Below are 19867 nucleotides of genomic sequence, written 5' to 3'. Positions count from 1 at the left end.
GTCACACCTGTTCCCATGCCGAACACAGCAGTTAAGCTCTCCAGCGCCGATGGTAGTCGGGTTTATCCCCGTGAGAGTAGGACGCCGCTAGGCAACGTAAACCCAGAAGTCATAAAGCTTCTGGGTTTTTTCAATACAAGAAAATCTTAACAGTGATAAACATCGTTTAGCGGGTATATAATTAAATATTAGAGTGTTTTGGTTGGGAGGAAGCTTATGGAGGATTTACCCCTTGTAGGAGAAGATTTTGATGTTTATCTGATCCGGTTGTTAATTGCTTTACTTTTATCAGGTCTGATTGGTTTTGAGCGTGAACTTAAAAACCATTCAGCAGGCTTTCGTACCCATATTCTTGTGGGGGTCGGTTCCTGCTTAATGATGCTATTATCTTTATATGGTTTTCAATCTTTCATCCAGGCGTATGATAATATCCGCTTTGACCCGGCCCGTATTCCCTCCTACGTAATCAGTGGCATCGGTTTTTTAGGAGCAGGTACAATTATTGTCAATGGGATGACCATCAAGGGTCTGACTACGGCTGCATCCATTTGGACAGTTGCTGGACTTGGATTGGTTATCGGTGCAGGAATGTATGATGCGGCCATTTTGACAACCATCCTAGTGTTGTTGAGCCTGGTTTTACTTAATCAGATCGAAGAAAAAGTAATGGCCGGGCGCAATAAAAACTATCTTAGACTTGTGGTTGAAAGAGATGTAAATATGGGTGAGTTACTGCGTACATTTGAAGAGGTCGGTATAAATATCCGTAAACTTTCTATTGAGAATGAACGTACGGGCGAGCGCATTCTGTTTATTGAACTGGAAAAAGGTCAAAAATTTGATCAGGCCATTTTATTTGATCAATTATCGAAGGTAGAGCATGTAAAGCTGGTGTATGAACGAAAATAAATGCTAAGAGGAGATAAAGTGCCATACTGCTAATGACAGCAGTATGGTTTTTTTATCCAGTAATTTTGTTTTAAAACCTCCCCTTTTAGGGGAACATGGAAGATAGGAAATCGGTAAAACTTTTCTGTTGCGTGTTTCAAAAAAATAAGTATAATATAATTAAAGTCAAAGATAGTCAAAGTCAAATGAGGAGGAGGGAAGATGCGGAATATATCCGATATCATTGAAGAGTATTTAAAAGAGGTTCTGGACTCTAATAAACAGCAAGTGATTGAGATTAAGCGCAGTGAACTTGCAGATCAGTTTCAATGTGTTCCCTCTCAGATTAATTATGTGATTAAAACAAGATTCACTGTGGAAAAAGGTTATATAGTCGAAAGCAAACGCGGGGGAGGAGGTTATATCCGTATTATGCGGGTCAAGCCTCAGGATGACGCGGAACTTATTGAAGAGGTATTGGAAATGATCCAGCCTAAGGTCACTCAGAGCGCAGCAATCAATGTTGTCGAAAGGCTGTTAGAAGAAGAAATCATTTCCGAACGGGAAGCGAAACTGATGGCTAGTGCAATAAGTCGTCAGGTGCTCGCATTTCAACTTCCGCTGCGTGATGAAATAAGGTCCAGAATTCTGGCTGCCATGTTATCGACATTAAGATATAAAGTCTGATCAGGAAAGGAGAGGAAAAGAAATGGAATGCCAGGAATGTCATCAACGGCCGGCCACTGTCCATTTGACAAAGGTCATCAATGGTGACAAAACGGAAGTTCACGTGTGTGAACAGTGTGCCAAAGAAAAAGGTTATGCTGAAAACACATTTTCTTTAAATGACTTGTTATCAGGTCTCTTCAACTTTGATCAACCATCTTCGTTTGGAGGCGAAAAGGCCCAATCATCGGCTACAGAAGCCCCAAAGCAGCTGCAATGCCCTAAATGCGGTCTAACCTATCAGGAGTTCACCAGGATTGGCAAATTCGGCTGCACCCAATGTTATCAAACGTTTGATGAACGACTAAATCCAATTTTCCGCAGGGTCCATAGCGGTAACACGACCCATGATGGGAAGATTCCTAAACGTGTCGGAGGCAATTTGCATTTACAAAGACAAATTAGTGAAAAAAAGCAGGAATTACACCAGCTGATTGAGAAAGAAGAGTTTGAGAAGGCTGCAGATGTGCGTGACCACATACGTGAATTAGAGAAACAACTGCAGCAAGAAGGGGGCGATGATTGATGTCTCTTCAACAGTTCATGAATGAAGCTATCAGTCCCTGGATGAAGCAAGAGGGACCGGACAGTGATATCGTCCTTAGCAGCAGGATTCGTCTGGCAAGGAATTTTGATAAAGTGACCTTTCCTGTGATAGCAAAAGAAGATGATCTGAAGCCTATTCTTGAATTTTTCACTCAGGAATATGCGCATCAATCCTTTAAGGATTATAAAAACCTTGAGTTAGTCAAAATGACGGACTTGAAGCCGATTGAAAAGCGTGTGCTGGTCGAAAAGCATTTGATCAGTCCACACTTGGCGGAGCATTCCGATTATTCCGCAGCGCTGATATCACAGAACGAACAAGTTTCCATCATGATCAATGAAGAAGACCATATCCGGATTCAGTTGTATTATCCGGGTTTTCAATTGTCCCAGGCTTTAAAGCGGGCATCTGAGCTTGATGATTGGCTCGAGGAAAAAGTAAATTATGCCTTCGATCAAAGTCGAGGGTATTTGACGACTTGTCCGACTAATGTCGGTACAGGAATGCGGGCGTCGGTTATGATGCACCTGCCAGCCTTGGCAATGACCCAGCAGATCAATCGTATGATTCCTGCTATTAACCAGCTTGGTCTTGTCGTTCGAGGAATCTATGGGGAAGGCAGTGAGTCGCTCGGGAATATTTTTCAAATATCCAACCAAATAACACTCGGCAAGTCTGAAGAAGATATTGTGGAAGATTTACAGAGTGTCGTTAAACAACTGGTCGATCAGGAGCGCAGAGCGCGCCAGGCATTAAAGGAACGCTCCAGCATTCAGCTAGAGGACAGAGTGTTCCGGTCATTTGGTGTCCTGAAACACAGCCGTATTATTGAATCAAAAGAAGCGGCCAAGTGTTTATCGGACGTCCAGTTAGGAATAGATTTAGGGTATATCAAGAACGTTACCAAAAACATTTTGAATGAGCTGATGATTTTAACCCAGCCGGGATTTTTGCAACAATACGCACAAGAAACATTATCTCCGGATCAACGGGATATCAGAAGGGCATCCCTGATTCGTGAGCGGCTGCAGCTTGAAAAACAATAATTTTTGTAAGGAGGTAATGTCCCATGATGTTTGGGCGATTTACAGAACGAGCACAAAAAGTATTGGCTCTTGCTCAAGAGGAAGCAGTTCGTCTTGGCCACAATAATATAGGTACAGAACATGTCCTTCTCGGCCTTGTTCGGGAAGGTGAAGGTATAGCAGCAAAAGCATTGATTGCTTTGGGACTGGAAGCGGGGAAAATCCAGCAGGAAGTAGAGCAGCTGATTGGCCGTGGGGAAAAGGTTTCTCAGACCATTCACTATACACCACGAGCTAAAAAGGTCATCGAGCTTTCCATGGACGAAGCTCGTAAGCTTGGCCATTCTTACGTAGGTACAGAACATATCCTGCTTGGCTTGATCCGTGAAGGCGAAGGTGTAGCAGCCCGTGTCCTGAACAATCTTGGAGTCAGCCTGAATAAAGCACGTCAGCAGGTACTTCAGCTGCTTGGGAATAATGAATCTTCCGGAGGGCAAAACCGCCGCGGTGCGAGCCAGGCTACGAATGCCAACACACCGACACTGGATTCCCTTGCACGCGATCTGACGGCTATTGCTAAAGAAGGAAACATCGACCCGGTTATCGGGCGAAGTGAAGAAATCCAGCGTGTCATCCAGGTATTGAGCCGCAGGACGAAAAATAATCCAGTATTGATCGGGGAGCCTGGTGTAGGTAAAACGGCCATCGCTGAGGGGCTTGCCCAGCAAATCATCAATAACGAAGTACCGGAAATTCTCCGCGACAAACGCGTCATGACCCTTGATATGGGGACAGTTGTTGCTGGAACGAAATACCGCGGGGAATTTGAGGATCGTTTGAAAAAAGTGATGGAGGAAATCCGTCAGGCAAATAATATCATTCTATTTATCGATGAGCTTCACACGTTGATCGGTGCCGGCGGAGCAGAAGGTGCCATTGATGCTTCCAATATCCTGAAGCCGTCTCTTGCCCGTGGTGAACTGCAATGTATCGGGGCGACCACGTTGGACGAATATCGTAAATATATTGAAAAAGACGCTGCGCTCGAACGTCGTTTCCAGCCGATTCAGGTAGATGAACCGACAGCAGATGAGTCCGTCCAGATTCTCAAAGGATTGCGAGACCGTTATGAAGCCCACCACCGGGTAACGATTACCGACGAAGCGATCGAGTCTGCAGTAAAGCTCTCTGATCGTTATATTACGGACCGCTTCCTTCCGGATAAGGCGATTGACTTGATTGATGAGGCGGCCTCAAAGGTTCGTCTTCAATCCTACACGGCTCCGCCAAACTTGAAAGAGCTTGAGCAGAAACTTGAAGAAGTCCGTAAAGAAAAGGATGCCGCTGTCCAAGGACAGGAGTTCGAAAAAGCTGCTTCCCTGCGTGACAGTGAACAGCGTTTACGTGATGACTTGGAAAAAACGAAAGACGAATGGAAAGAAAAGCAGGGCCAGGAGAACTCTGAGGTGACTACAGAGGATATCGCTTCTGTGGTATCCACGTGGACGGGAGTCCCTGTATCCAAGCTTGCCAAAGAAGAAAGTGAGCGTCTGTTGAACATGGAAGATACCCTTCATAACCGTGTTATTGGTCAGGAAGAAGCGGTGCGTTCTATTTCAAAAGCGATCAGGCGTGCACGCGCAGGATTGAAAGATCCGAAGCGCCCAATCGGCTCATTCATCTTCCTTGGGCCTACGGGTGTAGGTAAGACAGAACTGGCAAGAGCGCTGGCAGAAAGCATGTTCGGCGATGAAGATGCGATGATTCGAATTGACATGTCCGAGTATATGGAAAAGCATAGCACGTCCCGTCTCGTAGGGTCTCCTCCAGGCTACGTCGGCTATGAAGAAGGCGGCCAGCTGACTGAAAAAGTCCGCCGTAAACCATATTCAGTCGTGCTTTTGGATGAAATTGAAAAAGCCCATCCAGAAGTATTCAACATTCTTCTTCAAGTGCTTGAGGACGGAAGGCTGACTGACTCCAAAGGTCGTGTAGTCGACTTCCGCAATACTGTCCTGATCATGACCTCCAACGTCGGGGCTCAGGAGCTGAAACAGAATAAATATGTTGGTTTCAGCATGGGTGACGATGACCAGGATCATGCCGACATGAAAGCCAAAGTTATGAATGAACTGAAAAAAGCGTTCCGTCCGGAATTCTTGAACCGGATCGATGAAACAATCGTCTTCCACTCCCTGGAAAGGAAGCATATGGCTGATATCGTAACGCTGATGGCAGAGCAGCTACGTACACGCCTGAAAGAGCAGGAAATCGACTTCCGATTGTCTGATAAAGCTATACAAAAAATAGCAAACGAAGGTTTCGACCCAGAGTACGGAGCTCGACCGCTGCGTCGTTCTATCCAGAAAAACGTAGAGGATCTCTTGTCTGAAGAGCTGTTAAAAGAAAATATCGAGAAAGGGCAGAAAGTCGATATTGACGTTAATGATAACGGTGAATTTGTCGTTCATGCCCAATAATTCAATTTTTATCATCGGAAGGTGTTTGCCTTCCGATTTTTTTCTTTTTTCGATATGCTTTGTTTAAGATGAATTTACTTATTTGTTGGCAGTCTGTAACCTTTTGGACAGGCTGTTCGTATACTATAGAGAGTAAGGGGAGATTGACTTGGCAAAAAAGAAGACAAAATATGTTTGCCAGGAATGCGGTTATGAATCCGCGAAATGGATGGGCAAGTGTCCTGCCTGTCATCAATGGAATACATTAGTAGAAGAAGTGATGTCTGGGTCGAATTCCCGCCATGTGTTTCAGGCGGAACCGGGAACAACTTCTAAGAAACCGGAGAAGATTACGGCAATCCAGTCTGAAAAAGAGCCACGCGTAACGACTAATATGCCTGAGCTGAACCGCGTGCTTGGCGGCGGCATTGTACCTGGCTCATTGGTTTTAATCGGAGGCGATCCGGGAATTGGAAAGTCAACTTTACTTTTGCAAGTATCGTCTCAACTGGCTGATAAAGGAATGCCAGTCTTATATATTTCCGGGGAGGAATCAGCAAGACAAACAAAACTACGGGCTGATCGTCTTTCAATCAAGTCAGAAGAATTATATGTCCTTCCCGAAACTAATCTTGTAGAGGTTGTAAACCAGATTGAAGCGATTGATCCCCAATTTGTCGTCATCGATTCCATCCAGACCATTTACCGTGAAGAAGTGACATCGGCTCCCGGAAGCGTATCCCAAGTCAGGGAATGCACCAGTGAACTGATGCGGGTTGCCAAAAGTAAAGGAATTCCTATTTTCATCGTTGGTCATGTTACGAAAGAAGGCTCCATCGCAGGACCTAGACTCCTTGAGCATATGGTGGATGCTGTCCTGTATTTCGAAGGGGAACAACATCACACCTTCCGTATTCTCCGCAGTGTAAAAAACCGCTTCGGAAGCACGCATGAAATGGGAATTTTTGAAATGAAGGAAAAAGGTCTGGAAGAGGTGGATAATCCTTCCGAGATCTTTTTGGAAGAACGCTCCCAGGGCGCTGCGGGATCCACAATCGTAGCTTCCATGGAAGGGACCCGACCGGTGTTGGTAGAAATACAGGCTCTTATATCTCCAACTACTTTTGGCAACCCTAGACGTATGGCGACTGGTTTGGACCACAACCGTGTCCCTCTGTTGATGGCGGTTCTCGAAAAACGTGTCGGGCTTCTTTTGCAAAACCAGGATGCCTATGTAAAGGTTGCCGGAGGTGTAAAACTTGATGAACCGGCAATCGATCTGGGTGTCGCGATCAGCATTGCATCAAGCTTCCGGAATCAGGCATCCAGTCCTGAGGATGTGGTTGTAGGCGAAGTAGGGTTAACCGGGGAAATCCGTCGTGTGGCGCGAATCGAACAACGAGTCCAGGAGGCAGCTAAGCTTGGGTTCAAACGAGTTATCATTCCACAAAAAAATCTGGACGGGTGGACCGCTCCTTCGAATATAGAAGTTTTGGGAGTCGATACGGTTCAAGATGCACTTAAAGCCACGTTAGGAGAGAGATAGATGGAATGGCACGAGATGAAAAAATCGGTAATCGGAGATATATTACAGTTGGTCGCTCCCGGTACGCCGTTACGGGAAGGCATAGACAATGTGCTGCGGGCCAAAACGGGGGGATTGATCGTCATCGGAAGGGAGGAGACCATCCAGGATATGGTGGATGGCGGCTTCCATATCAATACTGTGTTTACCCCAGCCCACCTTTATGAACTGGCCAAAATGGATGGAGCAATCATATTGGATGAATACGGAGAAAACATTTTGTATGCAAACGCCCAATTGATTCCCGACCCGACGATTGCTTCCCTGGAAACAGGAATGCGCCATCGAACAGCAGAACGTGTTGCTAAACAGACAGGACATCTTGTGATTGCCATTTCCCAGCGGAGGAACATCATTACGCTGTATAAAGGCAGTCTTCGCTACTCCTTGAAAGATATGGGAGTCATCCTTACAAAAGCCAACCAGGCAATCCAGACCCTGGAAAAATATAAAAATGTTCTCGATCAGGGGATGACCAATCTTGGGGCATTAGAGTTCGAGGAAATGGTGACATTTTCAGAAGTAGTCCAGGTCATCCACCGAATAGAGATGGTCCTGCGCATCAAAACAGAAATATTGAATTATGCCAATGAACTCGGGAGCGAAGGAAGACTCGTCCAGCTCCAGCTTACAGAACTGGTGTCTAATATTGAGGAGGAAGCAGCTCTAACCATCAGAGATTATAGTAAGCGTCCTGATTACGAGCCTTATTACTTGCTGCGAAAAATGCAGGAAGCAGACAATTCCGAATTGCTTTCCGGCGAACAAATACTGAAGTTGCTCGGGTATTCCACCCACCAAAAGATGCAGGAAGCAATCGTTCCACGCGGCTATCGGATCCTAAAGAAAATTCCACGGCTTCCGCCATTGATTATCGAGCACCTGATTGTCCGATTTGGCACATTGAATGAAATTGTTAAGGCTTCTGCTAAGGAACTGGTTGAAGTGGATGGGGTCGGCGAAATCCGGGCACACAAAATCAAAGATGGATTAGACCGGGTACAGGAGCAGCTGTTTATTGACCGTAATATTTAATGGGTTGACATAATATTGTAATGTGTGTTAAAATTTTATACTTTAAAATTGACTATATTTGTCAATTGTGCTACCTTTATCAATAATAGATTAGTTGGTGCATTCATGGTTATAGGAACTTGATTTTGGTCATACTGTTGGCTAGGAGGTGAATATGGTGCTTAAAAAAATCGTTCAATTATTTATTATTATTGCTGGCGGTACTGTAGGGTATTTATATATTCCTGATCTTATCCGGGTACTTGATATTACCGACCAGAAATGGCTGCAATCACCATATATTGGCGCTATTTTAGGAGCACTTATTTTATTTTTACTGACGTTTTGGCTTGTCGATTATATTGTTGATCTTTTGAGATGGTTTGAGGATACTCTGGTAAAGGCCCCTATTGCGGATTTGCTGCTGGGAAGCTTTGGATTGATTATCGGTCTTGTTGTTGCATTTCTGATTAATATCATTATCCAGGATATCCAAATCCAGGTGGTCAGTCAGGTTGTACCGATATTCCTGAGCTTCTTCCTTGGTTACTTTGGTTTCCAGGTAGGCTTTAAAAGGAAAGATGAAATCCTGGCTTTGTTCAATGGAGGTGGCAAAAGGGAAAAGAAAAAGTCCGAAGAGGAGCTTGCCGCTGCTAACAATGAACAGCTTCCTAAACCGAAAATACTTGATACGAGCGTGATTATTGACGGCCGGATTGCTGATATCTGCCAGACGAACTTTTTAGAAGGGACCATCGTTATTCCACAGTTCGTACTGGAAGAATTGCAGCATATCGCCGATTCATCAGACGGGCTGAAACGGAATCGCGGACGCCGAGGGCTGGACATCCTGAATCGTCTCCAGAAGGAATTGCCTGTCAATGTAGAAATTTACGAAGGAGATTTCGAGGAGATTCAGGAAGTCGACAGTAAACTCGTCAAGCTTGCAAAAGTGATGGATGGCGTTGTGGTGACGAATGACTTTAATTTGAATAAAGTCTGTGAATTCCAAAATGTTGCAGTCTTGAATATCAATGACCTTGCGAATGCTGTAAAGCCTGTGGTACTTCCTGGAGAAGAAATGAAAATCCAGGTGATCAAAGACGGTAAAGAGCAGAATCAGGGTGTTGCTTATCTTGATGACGGTACGATGATCGTGGTTGAAGAAGGAAAGAACTATATCGGCGATACGATTGATGTAATTGTGACGAGCGTTCTTCAGACTTCTGCTGGCAGAATGATTTTTGCCAAACCAAAACCACTTGAAAAAGCGTTATAAAAAAGGTATAAACGAATAAGGAAAACAAAAGTGATAACATGGATGTTATCGCTTTTGTTGTTTATAACGGTTAGGGTGGATACGATATGATACAATACGCTGCTATCGTCCTTGCAGCCGGGCAAGGCAAAAGGATGAAAGCGGGAAAAAACAAGCAGTTCATTTTACTGGGTGATAAACCGTTGGTGGTACATACTTTGTCCGTGTTTGAAACGGACGAATGGTGCAGCGAAATTATTCTTGTTACCAACGAAAAGGAACGGGAAAGTATGGAAGAACTGCTGACCCGCTATCCACTTCAAACACCGATTCAGTTAGTGAATGGCGGCCAGGAGAGGCAGGATAGTGTCTATTGTGGATTGCAGCAGATCACGGACCATAACAAGCCTGTTTTCATTCATGACGGTGCCCGTCCTTTTGTCGAGCATATCCATTTGCACAAGTTGGCTGAAGCGGTTCAGGAACACCAGGCTGCCTTATTAGCCGTTCCGGTAACGGATACAATCAAGCAGCGGGATGGGGGAAAGCTCACAACGCTTGCCCGTTCAAAGTTATGGGCCGCACAGACACCGCAGTCCTTTTCTTATGAAGTCATTTACGATGCACACCGGCAAGCGAGGGAGATTGGCTTTTACGGTACGGATGATGCTTCCCTTGTAGAACGTACGGGCAGGAATGTGGCAATCGTCGAAGGAAGCTATGATAATATGAAATTGACGACACCAGAAGATATGAACAAAGCTGTCGCTCATATCGATAAAAAACACAACAATTTGGAGGAAAAGCAGATGTTTCGGATCGGACAAGGGTTTGATGTTCACCAGTTAGTGGAGGGAAGAAAGTGTATTATTGGCGGGGTTGAAATCCCTCATGAAAAAGGGCTGCTTGGACACTCAGATGCTGACGTTCTGCTTCATACAATTGCTGATGCCTGTCTTGGAGCTATTGGCGAAGGGGATATCGGCAAACATTTCCCGGATACCGATGAGGCTTATAAAAATGCTGATTCTTCCGAGCTTTTGAAGCATGTGTGGAACATGGTCACAGAGCGCGGGTATGAGCTTGGAAATATAGACTGCACGGTCATTGCCCAGGCTCCTAAAATGGCACCGTATATAGAACAAATCAGAGGGAACATTGCCGCTTTGTTAAACGCTGATTCGAACTGTATCAACGTCAAAGCAACGACGACAGAAAAGCTCGGCTTTCCAGGAAGAGGGGAAGGAGTTGCCGCCCAGGCAGTCGTTCTCCTGCAAAACAGTCACCAGTAGGCAAGGAAAAGTGATAAAATAGGACAAGGCAAATATACGACCGTGAATTTGGATAACTTAAAAGAACGGTACTTAAGGAAAGGGGAAAAATCATGACTAATGACGTACGTGTCCGCTATGCGCCAAGCCCGACAGGAAACCTTCATATCGGGAACGCTCGCACAGCATTATTCAATTACTTATATGCCCGTCACCTCGGCGGTAAGTTTATTATCCGAGTGGAAGATACGGATGAAAAACGAAACGTTACAGGCGGGGAAGAAAGCCAGTTGAACTATTTGAAATGGCTCGGTATTGAATGGGATGAAGGAGCAGATGTCGGAGGAGAGTTTGGCCCTTACCGCCAAATGGAGCGCCTGGATATTTACCAGAAATATATCGATGAACTCCTGGAACGTGATCTTGCTTACAAATGTTACATGACCGCAGAAGAACTGGAGCAAGAGCGTGAGGAACAACGTGCCAAAGGTCAGGTGCCGAAGTATTCCGGAGCCCATTGTAACCTGACAGAGGAACAAAGAGAGCAGTTTGAAGCAGAAGGACGTGAACCGAGCATCAGGCTTCGTGTCCCGAAGGATCATACTTACCGCTTCAACGATATCGTCCGCGGAGAGATCACATTTGATTCCAGTGACTTCGGCGATTGGGTCATTGTGAAAAAGAACGGAATACCGACTTACAACTTTGCAGTAGCGATTGATGACCACTTGATGAATATTTCCCATGTCCTGCGTGGGGAAGAGCATATTTCCAATACACCGAAACAAATGATGGTCTACGAAGCTTTCGACTGGGAGCCTCCAAAATTCGGTCATATGACATTGATTTTGAATGAAAACCGGAAGAAACTAAGTAAACGGGATGAACATATTCTTCAGTTCATCGAACAATACAAAAATCTAGGCTATCTACCGGAAGCGCTGTTCAATTTCATCACGCTTCTCGGATGGTCCCCTGTCGGTGAGGAAGAAATTTTCACTAAGGATCAATTCATCGACATCTTTGATCCAGAACGCCTATCTACTTCTCCGGCAATATTCGACCCTGCCAAGCTGAAATGGATGAACAACCAGTACATCAAAGCGGCAGAATTCGACCGTATCGCCGCTCTGACCCTGCCGCATTTGATCGAAGCAGGACGTCTGCCTGAGGATATGGACGGGGAAGAGCGGAAATGGGCACTTGAACTGATCGGGCTTTATCATGAACAGCTGAGCTTTGGTGCGGAAATCGTCGAACTGACGGACTTGTTTTTCAAGCAGGAAATAGAGTATGACGCAGACGCAATGGAGGTCCTGAGCGGCGAGCAAGTGCCTGAAGTGCTGGAAACTTTTAAACGTAATCTTACTGAGCTGGAAGAATTCACTCCACCGAATATCAAGTCCCAGGTGAAAGCCGTGCAAAAAGAAACCGGCCATAAAGGTAAAAAGTTGTTTATGCCGATCCGCGTTGCAACTACCGGCCAGACACACGGTCCGGAATTGCCGGATGCCATTCACCTGCTCGGGTTAGAAACAGTGACTGTCCGTTTGGACGATGCCTTGAAGCGGCTGCAAGCTTAAATGATTCACAAAGCGATACGGATGTAATATAGTAGTAATACACTAAAAACGGAAATACCAATAAGAACGTGGATGAGGATAAGTAGGATGCAGCTGCCTTATACAGAGAGAATCACCTTGGCTGGAAGTGATTTTAAGGCACGATTCCGAAATGCCCCTCAGAGTCTCTTGCCGAACATTAGTAGGCAAGAGCGGGTTTCTCCCGTTACAGAGAGTAGAGTTGGGGAATATTTCCCAAACAGAGTGGAACCGCGCTTACGATGCGTCTCTGTGCTGAAAGGCATAGAGGCGCATTTTTATTTATTTATTTTTAACAGAAGGTACACATGTAAGCTTAACGAGCGATTTTCACATTTCTTTTAAGGAGGAGCAAGTATGGGGCTATTCAAGATGTTAAAAGAAGATGTCAGTGTCGTATTTGACCAGGACCCGGCTGCGCGTACGCACTTTGAAGTGATCCTGACGTATTCAGGGCTTCACGCAATTTGGGCACATAGGGTGGCCCATGCTTGTTTTAAAAAGAAATTCTTTTTTCTCGCACGGGTCATTTCACAAGTCAGCCGTTTTTTTACGGGGATCGAAATCCACCCAGGAGCCAAAATTGGCCGGCGTTTCTTTATTGACCATGGTATGGGCGTAGTCATTGGAGAAACATGCGAAATTGGCGACAACGTTACCATTTTTCAGGGAGTGACGCTTGGCGGTACCGGAAAAGAAAAAGGAAAGCGGCATCCTACTTTATTGGATAATTCCCTTGTCGCTACAGGAGCCAAGGTATTAGGGTCGATAACAATTGGACAGAATTCGAAGGTAGGAGCAGGGTCTGTCGTTCTCCATGATGTACCGAATAATTCTACTGTCGTGGGAATCCCTGGCCGTGTCGTTGTACAGGACGGTGTGAAGGTACGTGAAAAAGACCTTGACCACCATAAGCTGCCTGATCCAGTATATGATCGACTGGTTGGGCTTGAGCAGGAAATCATGCGTCTCCATAAGGAGCTTGATGAGTTAAAAGGAGTGAAGTCAAATGGCGATACACGTTTATAACACGCTGAAACGAAAAAAAGAAGCCTTTTCCCCGATAGAAGAAGGCAAGGTCAAAATGTATGTGTGCGGTCCTACCGTATACAACTATATTCACATCGGTAATGCCCGCCCGGCAATCGTTTTCGATACCGTCCGGCGTTACTTTGAATATAAAGGCTATGATGTGACTTATGTACTGAATTTCACCGACGTTGACGATAAATTGATCAAAGCAGCCAATGAACTGGGAGAGGAAGTTCCAACGATTGCAAATAGATTCATTGATGCTTACAAAGAGGATGTAGGTGCTTTCGGAGTGAAAGAAGCCGTCCACCATCCACGTGTCACTGAAAACATGCCGGAAATCATCGAATTCATTCAGGGACTGATTGACAAAGGTCATGCCTATGCTTCTGGAGGAGATGTCTATTTCAAGACCCGCTCGTTTGATGAATACGGAAAACTTTCTCACCAATCTGTCGAGGAATTAAGGTCTGGGGCGCGTATCGAGGTAGGCGAAAAGAAACAGGATCCACTTGATTTCACGCTTTGGAAAGAAGCCAAGCCGGGTGAGATCTCCTGGGACAGTCCTTGGGGAAAAGGACGTCCAGGCTGGCATATCGAATGCTCAACGATGGCAAAAAAGTATCTGGGTGAAACGATTGATATTCATGCCGGCGGTCAGGATCTTACGTTTCCTCATCATGAAAATGAAATCGCCCAGTCGGAAGCCCATAACTGCCAGCCATTCGCCCGTTATTGGATGCATAATGGCTATATTAATATTGAAAATGAAAAAATGTCCAAGTCACTTGGAAACTTTGTCCTCGCCCATGACCTGATTGAAAAGCATGATCCGAAAATTATCCGCTTCTTCATGCTTAGCGTGCATTATCGCCATCCGATCAATTTCAGTGATGCGTTACTGGAAGGCGCAAAGAACAGCTTTGACCGAATCCGTAATGCCTATGAAAACCTGCTGCACCGAAAAGAGGCGAGTGCAGACCTGGAAGACCATGGGGAATGGATGGAGAAAATCGAGCAGCATAAGCAGCGGTTCGAATCTGAGATGGATGATGACTTTAACACAGCGAATGCCATCTCCGTCTTGTTCGATTTGACAAAAGAGGCAAACCTCTATCTCCAGTCCCGACAGACTTCTACGCGGGTGATAGATGCTTTTACAAATACGTTCGTTACCTTACTGGATATCCTTGGTGTCGGTTTAGAGAAAGAGGATGACTTGCTTGATGAAGAGATTGAGGCGTTGATAGAACAGCGTATCCAGGCAAGAAAAGATAGGGATTTTGCCCTTGCCGACCAGATACGTGATGACTTGAAAGCGCGGAATATTATTTTGGAAGACACTCCTCAAGGCACGCGCTGGAAAAGAGGATAAAAACGATGTCCATAGATGTGAAACAAATGAAAAGTTTAGCGCTTGCTTATATGGGTGATGCCGTTTACGAAGTCCATGTCCGGCATCACCTCCTGGAAACAGGGGCCGTACAGCCGAATCAGCTTCACCAGTCTGCCATCCGGTTTGTATCCGCAAAATCGCAGGCTGCAGTCGTGCACAATTGGATGGAAAAAGAATTCTTATCAGAGGAAGAAAAAGCTGTTTTTCGCAGGGGACGGAATGCAAAATCAGGTTCCATTCCGAAAAACACAGATGTACAGGCCTACCGTCACAGTACAGGGTTTGAAGCGGTAATCGGTTACCTTTATTTACTTGGGGAAACGGACCGGCTGACAGAAGTGGTGGAAGATGCGATTCGGCAAGTAGAGGAAAGGAGCATGAGCACATGAAGGAAGAATGGATCATTGGTAAGAATCCTGTTATGGAAGCCCTGAAGTCCGGCCGTGCAATCAATAAGATTCTAATTTCCGAACAATTGCAGCACCAGGCCTTTCAAAAAATCCAACAGTTGGCTAAGGAAAATGGAGCTGCTGTGCAGAAGGTGCCAAAGAAGAAGATTGACCAGCAGGTAGAAGGGAACCACCAGGGTGTTGCAGCATCTGTAGCAGCTTACACGTATAGTACGCTGGATGATCTTTTTGCCAAATCAGAAGAAAAAGGGGAAGCGCCTTTTTATCTTATTTTAGATGAGATTTCGGATCCTCATAATTTAGGTTCGATTCTCCGGACAGCTGATGCAGCGGGTGCCCATGGCGTCATCATCCCGAAGCGGCGGTCGGTCGGATTGACAGCGACTGTTGCGAAAACCTCCACTGGTGCCATTGAATATATTCCTGTTGCCCGAGTAACGAACATCTCCCGGACGATTGATGAATTGAAAGAGCGCCATGTCTGGGTGGTAGGAACCGATGCAGATGGCACAGAGGATTTCCGTCAGTTGGATGGTTCGATGGCACTTGCCCTTGTCATAGGCAGTGAAGGAAAAGGCATGAGCCGGATTGTCAAAGAGAAATGTGATTGGACTGTGCAGCTTCCCATGAAAGGGAAGGTCACCTCCTTGAATGCCTCGGTGGCTGCTTCGCTGCTCATGTATGAAGTCTACCGGAAACGGCACCCAGTTGGTGGCTGACAAATGATTGTCCTAATCGTAGACGGATACAACATGATCGGCGCGTGGCCGGAGCTGAAAAAATTCAGGGATAAAGATCTCGCCCAGGCGAGAGACCTTCTCGTTGATATGATGGCGGAATATCAATCTTATACGGATGACAGAGTCATTATCGTATTTGATGCTTATCATGTCAGGGGAATTGCCAATAAAGAGAAGAACCATAAGGTCGAGGTCATTTATACAAGGGAAAATGAGACGGCCGATGAACGGATAGAGAAGCTGGCCGGGGAATTGAATGATGTCCGGACAAAAGTGTATGTGGCTACATCCGACTATGCTGAACAGCGGACAATCTTTGGCCAGGGAGCGTTCCGTAAATCGGCCAGGGAGCTCTACATCGAAGTGAAAAATATTGAAAAGAGAATAAAACAGGATGTAGATTCCCATAAACAGGTTGAATATAAGCCGAAAATACCGATAAAAAAAGAAGTGCTCGATGTATTCGAGAAATGGCGCCGGGGAGATAAATAAGCGCGATGGCATGTTGACGCTGGTAAAACGCTTACTGTATAATATTTCTATATTCAGGGCAGTATGGGTCGGGGGGAATCCTGAGTGAGCATCGGACAGACGGAGATCGACATCTTTGATTATGAAAAGCTGGAAGACGAAGAAGTGATTGAACGAATCAATGAAGGGCATAGCCAGGCGTTGGATTATCTGATCAATAAGTATAAGAATTTTGTCCGCGCAAAAGCTCGGACTTATTTCCTGATTGGTGCAGACCGTGAAGATATCGTTCAGGAAGGAATGATTGGACTGTATAAGGCTATCCGTGACTATAAAGAGGACAAGCTATCCTCCTTTAAAGCCTTCGCTGAGTTATGTGTCACACGCCAGATTATCACCGCAATCAAAACAGCCACACGTCAAAAGCATATCCCTCTTAACTCTTATGTTTCATTGGATAAGCCTATTTATGATGAAGAATCTGACCGCACGTTATTGGATGTCATTGCCGGTTCAAAAGCGATTGACCCGCAGGAATTGATAGTCAATAAAGAAAGATTCGGAGACATGGAAGATAAAATTTCAGAATTGTTAAGCGATTTGGAGAAAAAGGTGCTGACACTATACCTGGACGGCAGGTCGTATCAGGAGATTTCAGCCGAACTGGACAGGCATGTGAAGTCCATCGACAACGCTCTTCAGAGAGTGAAGCGAAAGCTTGAGAAGTACCTTGAAATCGCTGAAATCATCTTATAATCCTTCATTGACATGCTCTATCTTGCATGCTACATTAATGGAAGTGACAAAATCCTCTGATTAGAGGGATCGTAATGAGAAGAAAAGTAATCTTAGCCTGTACCGAATGTTCAAGCAGAAATTATAGTTCCTATAAAAATACAGCAAGCCAGTCCGGGCGTCTCGAGGTCCGGAAGTTTTGTAAGAGGTGCGGTAAGCACACGCTGCATCGCGAAACGAAATAGAGATAGATGCCGGCAGGCGCAGGTTTAGGGGAGGTACAAGCATGTTTAAGTTTTTCAAGAATGTAACCCGTGAAATGCAGAAGGTCAGTTGGCCGAAGCGCAGGGAACTTGTGCGTTACACGATCACTGTCCTTACGACAGTCGCATTTGTTGCTGTTTTTTTCGCGGTAGTCGATCTCGGCATTTCTTGGGGTTTGGAATTCTTCTTCCCTGAATAATGCTCCAGGTTTTATGTTATAATGGTGAATATGATTGACATTAAAAACCCGTCTGACGGGTTTTTTCAACGTCTGGAAATATTTTTTTAGATAAGGGAGGGAAGGGCAAGGAGCTTGTCCTAATTTATGGAAAAAAGATGGTATGTGGTCCACACCTATTCCGGTTACGAGAATAAAGTGAAAACCAATTTAGAAAAGCGCGTCGAGTCCATGGGAATGGAAGATAAAATCTTCCGTGTCCTCGTCCCGGAAGACGAAGAAACCGAAATTAAAAACGGCAAACGTAAAGTAGCCAAAAAGAAAGTATTCCCTGGCTATGTGCTGGCGGAAATGGTGATGACCGACGATTCATGGTACGTAGTCCGAAACACTCCTGGTGTAACCGGGTTCGTCGGATCCACCGGTTCTGGTTCGAAACCGACCCCTCTCTTGCCCGAAGAAGTGGATGCCGTCTTGAAGCGCATGGGCATGAATGAACCTGTCACAGACATCGATTTCGAATTGAAGGAAAGTGTCCAGGTGACAGAGGGACCATTCGCGAATTTCACAGGTACGATCGAGCATATCGACGTTGATAAACAGAAAGTGAAAGTCCATGTCAACATGTTCGGGCGCGAAACTCCGGTAGAGCTGGATTTCTCCCAAATCAAAAAATTATAGCCCTTCCCCTTGCAAACAGCTGATAAAGATGCTAGAATTTTTATGTTCTTTATGTGCCTCGGACAGAGGAGTCAACATATTGCAATTCTGAGTGGGAGGGCATGACCCTAATACCACATCACGGACTTAAGGAGGTGTGTCTCGTGGCTAAAAAAGTAATCAAAGTAGTAAAGCTTCAGATTCCTGCAGGTAAAGCTAACCCAGCACCGCCAGTTGGACCAGCACTAGGTCAAGCGGGTATCAATATCATGGGATTCTGTAAGGAGTTCAATGCTCGTACACAAGAGCAAGCTGGTATGATTATTCCGGTGGAAATCACGGTTTTTGAAGACCGTTCATTTACATTCATCACTAAAACTCCGCCAGCTGCTGTTCTTCTTAAAAAAGCAGCCGGTATCGATACTGCATCAGGTGAACCTAACCGTAATAAAGTTGCGACGCTTAATCGCGACAAAGTACGTGAGATTGCAGAAACGAAAATGCCTGACTTGAATGCTGCTGACGTTGAGGCTGCAATGCGCATGGTAGAAGGAACTGCGCGCAGTATGGGTATTGTTATCGAAGACTAATCCCACAGCGTCACTCTTAAGGAGTTAAAGGTTGCGAGAATGGAGTCTTTTTCCTTCCGCAACCTTTATTCGTGGGAGGTATAACCGTTAAAACCACAACGAGGAGGAAATTATAATGGCTACAAAAAGCAAAAAATATCAAGAAGCACAAAAGCTTGTTGATCGTTCAAAATCATATGAGATTCAAGAAGCAGTTGAACTTGTGAAAGAAACAGCTAAAGCTAATTTTGACGAAACGGTAGAAGCTGCTTTCCGTTTGGGCGTAGACCCTAAGAAAGCAGACCAGCAAATCCGTGGTGCAATGGTATTGCCGCATGGTACAGGTAAGACTCAGCGAGTTCTTGTATTCGCTAAAGGTGATAAAGCGAAGGAAGCAGAAGCAGCCGGAGCGGATTACGTAGGCGAGCAAGACTTGATCAGCAAAATCAACCAAGGCTGGTTCGATTTTGATGTTGTCGTTGCAACACCGGATATGATGGCTGAAGTTGGTAAACTGGGCCGTGTGCTTGGACCTAAAGGTCTTATGCCAAACCCGAAAACTGGTACTGTTACTTTCGAAGTGGAAAAAGCAGTCAATGAAATCAAAGCTGGTAAAGTAGAATACCGCGTTGATAAATCTGCCAATATCCATGTTCCGATCGGAAAAGTTTCTTTCGATACTGATAAATTGGTCGCCAACTTTGAAGCGATCACTGAAACGCTTGTAAAAGCGAAGCCTCAAGCTTCTAAAGGAACATACATGAAGAATGCGGCTGTCGCTTCAACAATGGGTCCTGGAATCAAAGTGGATGTATCCGGATTTATCCGTCGCTAACATTCACGGTTGACTTTTCAAAACAGAACCAATATAATTAAAAACGTTGTATAAATGAATACGTTATACCGTAGACAGCAGGTGCGCCATAACGGCGCTTAATTTCCTGCCGAGGTGTGTGAATATAGGAACGGCGTCCGTGTTGTGCCGTTTTTCACCAAAAGCCTCCATGTCTACGTGGGGGCTTTTCTTTTTCATCCGAT

At 45.2% G+C, this 19867-nt stretch carries 21 protein-coding genes, 1 rRNA gene and 2 other annotated features; all 22 genes read left to right on the top strand.

Annotation, left to right across the window (positions count from 1 at the left end):
- Positions 1 to 93, top strand: a 5S ribosomal RNA gene (gene rrf / locus JOC33_RS19920); the annotation flags it as partial.
- A 123-nt stretch (positions 94 to 216) separates the two neighbouring features.
- Positions 217 to 909, top strand: coding sequence for an MgtC/SapB family protein (locus JOC33_RS19915; protein ID WP_205094509.1), 693 nt, complete (start codon positions 217 to 219; stop codon positions 907 to 909).
- Between the two features lie 201 nt (positions 910 to 1110).
- Complete coding sequence (locus tag JOC33_RS19910) at positions 1111 to 1575, top strand: CtsR family transcriptional regulator (protein ID WP_205094507.1); 465 nt, start codon at positions 1111 to 1113, stop codon at positions 1573 to 1575.
- 22 nt (positions 1576 to 1597) lie between these two features.
- Complete coding sequence (locus JOC33_RS19905) at positions 1598 to 2140, top strand: protein-arginine kinase activator protein McsA (RefSeq protein ID WP_205094505.1); 543 nt, start codon at positions 1598 to 1600, stop codon at positions 2138 to 2140.
- Positions 2140 to 3207 carry a protein-arginine kinase McsB gene (locus tag JOC33_RS19900; protein ID WP_205094503.1) on the top strand — a complete coding sequence of 356 codons (1068 nt, stop codon included), beginning with the start codon at positions 2140 to 2142 and terminating at the stop codon, positions 3205 to 3207. The genes JOC33_RS19905 and JOC33_RS19900 overlap by 1 nt, the downstream gene beginning before the upstream one ends.
- A gap of 23 nt (positions 3208 to 3230) precedes the next feature.
- Entirely contained in the window at positions 3231 to 5666 is a 2436-nt protein-coding gene (gene clpC / locus JOC33_RS19895) for an ATP-dependent protease ATP-binding subunit ClpC (protein WP_205094502.1), read from the top strand.
- Positions 5667 to 5814: 148 nt separating this feature from the next.
- Complete coding sequence (gene radA, locus JOC33_RS19890) at positions 5815 to 7191, top strand: DNA repair protein RadA (RefSeq protein ID WP_205094500.1); 1377 nt, start codon at positions 5815 to 5817, stop codon at positions 7189 to 7191.
- A complete protein-coding gene (disA, locus tag JOC33_RS19885; protein WP_205094499.1) occupies positions 7192 to 8265 on the top strand; it encodes a DNA integrity scanning diadenylate cyclase DisA in 1074 nt (357 codons plus the stop codon).
- Positions 8266 to 8422: 157 nt separating this feature from the next.
- Positions 8423 to 9523 (top strand): PIN domain-containing protein, encoded by a 1101-nt coding sequence (locus tag JOC33_RS19880; protein WP_205094516.1) that lies wholly within the window; start codon positions 8423 to 8425, stop codon positions 9521 to 9523.
- 86 nt (positions 9524 to 9609) lie between these two features.
- Positions 9610 to 10794: a bifunctional 2-C-methyl-D-erythritol 4-phosphate cytidylyltransferase/2-C-methyl-D-erythritol 2,4-cyclodiphosphate synthase gene (locus tag JOC33_RS19875; RefSeq protein WP_205094498.1), complete on the top strand. Its 1185-nt coding sequence runs from the start codon at positions 9610 to 9612 to the stop codon at positions 10792 to 10794.
- A gap of 92 nt (positions 10795 to 10886) precedes the next feature.
- A complete protein-coding gene (gltX, locus tag JOC33_RS19870; RefSeq protein ID WP_205094497.1) occupies positions 10887 to 12356 on the top strand; it encodes a glutamate--tRNA ligase in 1470 nt (489 codons plus the stop codon).
- 60 nt (positions 12357 to 12416) lie between these two features.
- Positions 12417 to 12629: a binding site (T-box leader), on the top strand.
- A 102-nt stretch (positions 12630 to 12731) separates the two neighbouring features.
- Positions 12732 to 13403, top strand: coding sequence for a serine O-acetyltransferase (cysE, locus tag JOC33_RS19865; RefSeq protein WP_205094496.1), 672 nt, complete (start codon positions 12732 to 12734; stop codon positions 13401 to 13403).
- Positions 13384 to 14781 carry a cysteine--tRNA ligase gene (gene cysS / locus JOC33_RS19860; protein ID WP_205094495.1) on the top strand — a complete coding sequence of 466 codons (1398 nt, stop codon included), beginning with the start codon at positions 13384 to 13386 and terminating at the stop codon, positions 14779 to 14781. The genes cysE and cysS overlap by 20 nt, the downstream gene beginning before the upstream one ends.
- Positions 14782 to 14786: 5 nt before the next feature.
- A complete protein-coding gene (locus tag JOC33_RS19855) occupies positions 14787 to 15191 on the top strand; it encodes a Mini-ribonuclease 3 (RefSeq protein ID WP_205094494.1) in 405 nt (134 codons plus the stop codon).
- Complete coding sequence (rlmB, locus tag JOC33_RS19850; RefSeq protein ID WP_205094492.1) at positions 15188 to 15931, top strand: 23S rRNA (guanosine(2251)-2'-O)-methyltransferase RlmB; 744 nt, start codon at positions 15188 to 15190, stop codon at positions 15929 to 15931. The genes JOC33_RS19855 and rlmB overlap by 4 nt, the downstream gene beginning before the upstream one ends.
- A gap of 3 nt (positions 15932 to 15934) precedes the next feature.
- The gene (locus tag JOC33_RS19845) at positions 15935 to 16444 is read left to right on the top strand and encodes an NYN domain-containing protein (protein ID WP_205094490.1); all 510 of its coding nucleotides are present in this window, start codon (positions 15935 to 15937) and stop codon (positions 16442 to 16444) included.
- 84 nt (positions 16445 to 16528) lie between these two features.
- Complete coding sequence (gene sigH / locus JOC33_RS19840) at positions 16529 to 17179, top strand: RNA polymerase sporulation sigma factor SigH (RefSeq protein ID WP_205094488.1); 651 nt, start codon at positions 16529 to 16531, stop codon at positions 17177 to 17179.
- 74 nt (positions 17180 to 17253) lie between these two features.
- Positions 17254 to 17403 carry a 50S ribosomal protein L33 gene (rpmG, locus tag JOC33_RS19835; RefSeq protein WP_205094486.1) on the top strand — a complete coding sequence of 50 codons (150 nt, stop codon included), beginning with the start codon at positions 17254 to 17256 and terminating at the stop codon, positions 17401 to 17403.
- Positions 17404 to 17444: 41 nt separating this feature from the next.
- Complete coding sequence (secE, locus tag JOC33_RS19830) at positions 17445 to 17621, top strand: preprotein translocase subunit SecE (protein ID WP_205094485.1); 177 nt, start codon at positions 17445 to 17447, stop codon at positions 17619 to 17621.
- A gap of 126 nt (positions 17622 to 17747) precedes the next feature.
- Positions 17748 to 18281, top strand: coding sequence for a transcription termination/antitermination protein NusG (nusG, locus tag JOC33_RS19825; RefSeq protein ID WP_205094483.1), 534 nt, complete (start codon positions 17748 to 17750; stop codon positions 18279 to 18281).
- A gap of 143 nt (positions 18282 to 18424) precedes the next feature.
- The gene (rplK, locus tag JOC33_RS19820) at positions 18425 to 18850 is read left to right on the top strand and encodes a 50S ribosomal protein L11 (protein WP_028781700.1); all 426 of its coding nucleotides are present in this window, start codon (positions 18425 to 18427) and stop codon (positions 18848 to 18850) included.
- A 115-nt stretch (positions 18851 to 18965) separates the two neighbouring features.
- Complete coding sequence (gene rplA / locus JOC33_RS19815; RefSeq protein ID WP_205094481.1) at positions 18966 to 19664, top strand: 50S ribosomal protein L1; 699 nt, start codon at positions 18966 to 18968, stop codon at positions 19662 to 19664.
- Positions 19665 to 19714: 50 nt separating this feature from the next.
- Positions 19715 to 19864 (top strand) — a sequence feature (ribosomal protein L10 leader region).
- Positions 19865 to 19867: the final 3 nt, after the last annotated feature.

It is taken from the genome of Thalassobacillus pellis, assembly GCF_016908295.1.
Lineage (GTDB): Bacteria > Bacillota > Bacilli > Bacillales > Halobacillaceae > Thalassobacillus > Thalassobacillus pellis.
This window is presented reverse-complemented; position numbering and strand designations above follow the sequence as displayed.

What these genes read in the sequence shown, in the direction of transcription:
- JOC33_RS19915 (WP_205094509.1), top strand. Translation starts at nt 217, where the DNA reads ATGGAGGATTTACCCCTTGTAGGAGAAGATTTTGATGTTTATCTGATC.
- JOC33_RS19910 (WP_205094507.1), top strand. Translation starts at nt 1,111, where the DNA reads ATGCGGAATATATCCGATATCATTGAAGAGTATTTAAAAGAGGTTCTG.
- JOC33_RS19905 (WP_205094505.1), top strand. Translation starts at nt 1,598, where the DNA reads ATGGAATGCCAGGAATGTCATCAACGGCCGGCCACTGTCCATTTGACA.
- JOC33_RS19900 (WP_205094503.1), top strand. Translation starts at nt 2,140, where the DNA reads ATGTCTCTTCAACAGTTCATGAATGAAGCTATCAGTCCCTGGATGAAG.
- clpC (WP_205094502.1), top strand. Translation starts at nt 3,231, where the DNA reads ATGATGTTTGGGCGATTTACAGAACGAGCACAAAAAGTATTGGCTCTT.
- disA (WP_205094499.1), top strand. Translation starts at nt 7,192, where the DNA reads ATGGAATGGCACGAGATGAAAAAATCGGTAATCGGAGATATATTACAG.
- JOC33_RS19875 (WP_205094498.1), top strand. Translation starts at nt 9,610, where the DNA reads ATGATACAATACGCTGCTATCGTCCTTGCAGCCGGGCAAGGCAAAAGG.
- gltX (WP_205094497.1), top strand. Translation starts at nt 10,887, where the DNA reads ATGACTAATGACGTACGTGTCCGCTATGCGCCAAGCCCGACAGGAAAC.
- cysE (WP_205094496.1), top strand. Translation starts at nt 12,732, where the DNA reads ATGGGGCTATTCAAGATGTTAAAAGAAGATGTCAGTGTCGTATTTGAC.
- cysS (WP_205094495.1), top strand. Translation starts at nt 13,384, where the DNA reads ATGGCGATACACGTTTATAACACGCTGAAACGAAAAAAAGAAGCCTTT.
- JOC33_RS19855 (WP_205094494.1), top strand. Translation starts at nt 14,787, where the DNA reads ATGTCCATAGATGTGAAACAAATGAAAAGTTTAGCGCTTGCTTATATG.
- rlmB (WP_205094492.1), top strand. Translation starts at nt 15,188, where the DNA reads ATGAAGGAAGAATGGATCATTGGTAAGAATCCTGTTATGGAAGCCCTG.
- JOC33_RS19845 (WP_205094490.1), top strand. Translation starts at nt 15,935, where the DNA reads ATGATTGTCCTAATCGTAGACGGATACAACATGATCGGCGCGTGGCCG.
- rpmG (WP_205094486.1), top strand. Translation starts at nt 17,254, where the DNA reads ATGAGAAGAAAAGTAATCTTAGCCTGTACCGAATGTTCAAGCAGAAAT.
- secE (WP_205094485.1), top strand. Translation starts at nt 17,445, where the DNA reads ATGTTTAAGTTTTTCAAGAATGTAACCCGTGAAATGCAGAAGGTCAGT.
- nusG (WP_205094483.1), top strand. Translation starts at nt 17,748, where the DNA reads ATGGAAAAAAGATGGTATGTGGTCCACACCTATTCCGGTTACGAGAAT.
- rplA (WP_205094481.1), top strand. Translation starts at nt 18,966, where the DNA reads ATGGCTACAAAAAGCAAAAAATATCAAGAAGCACAAAAGCTTGTTGAT.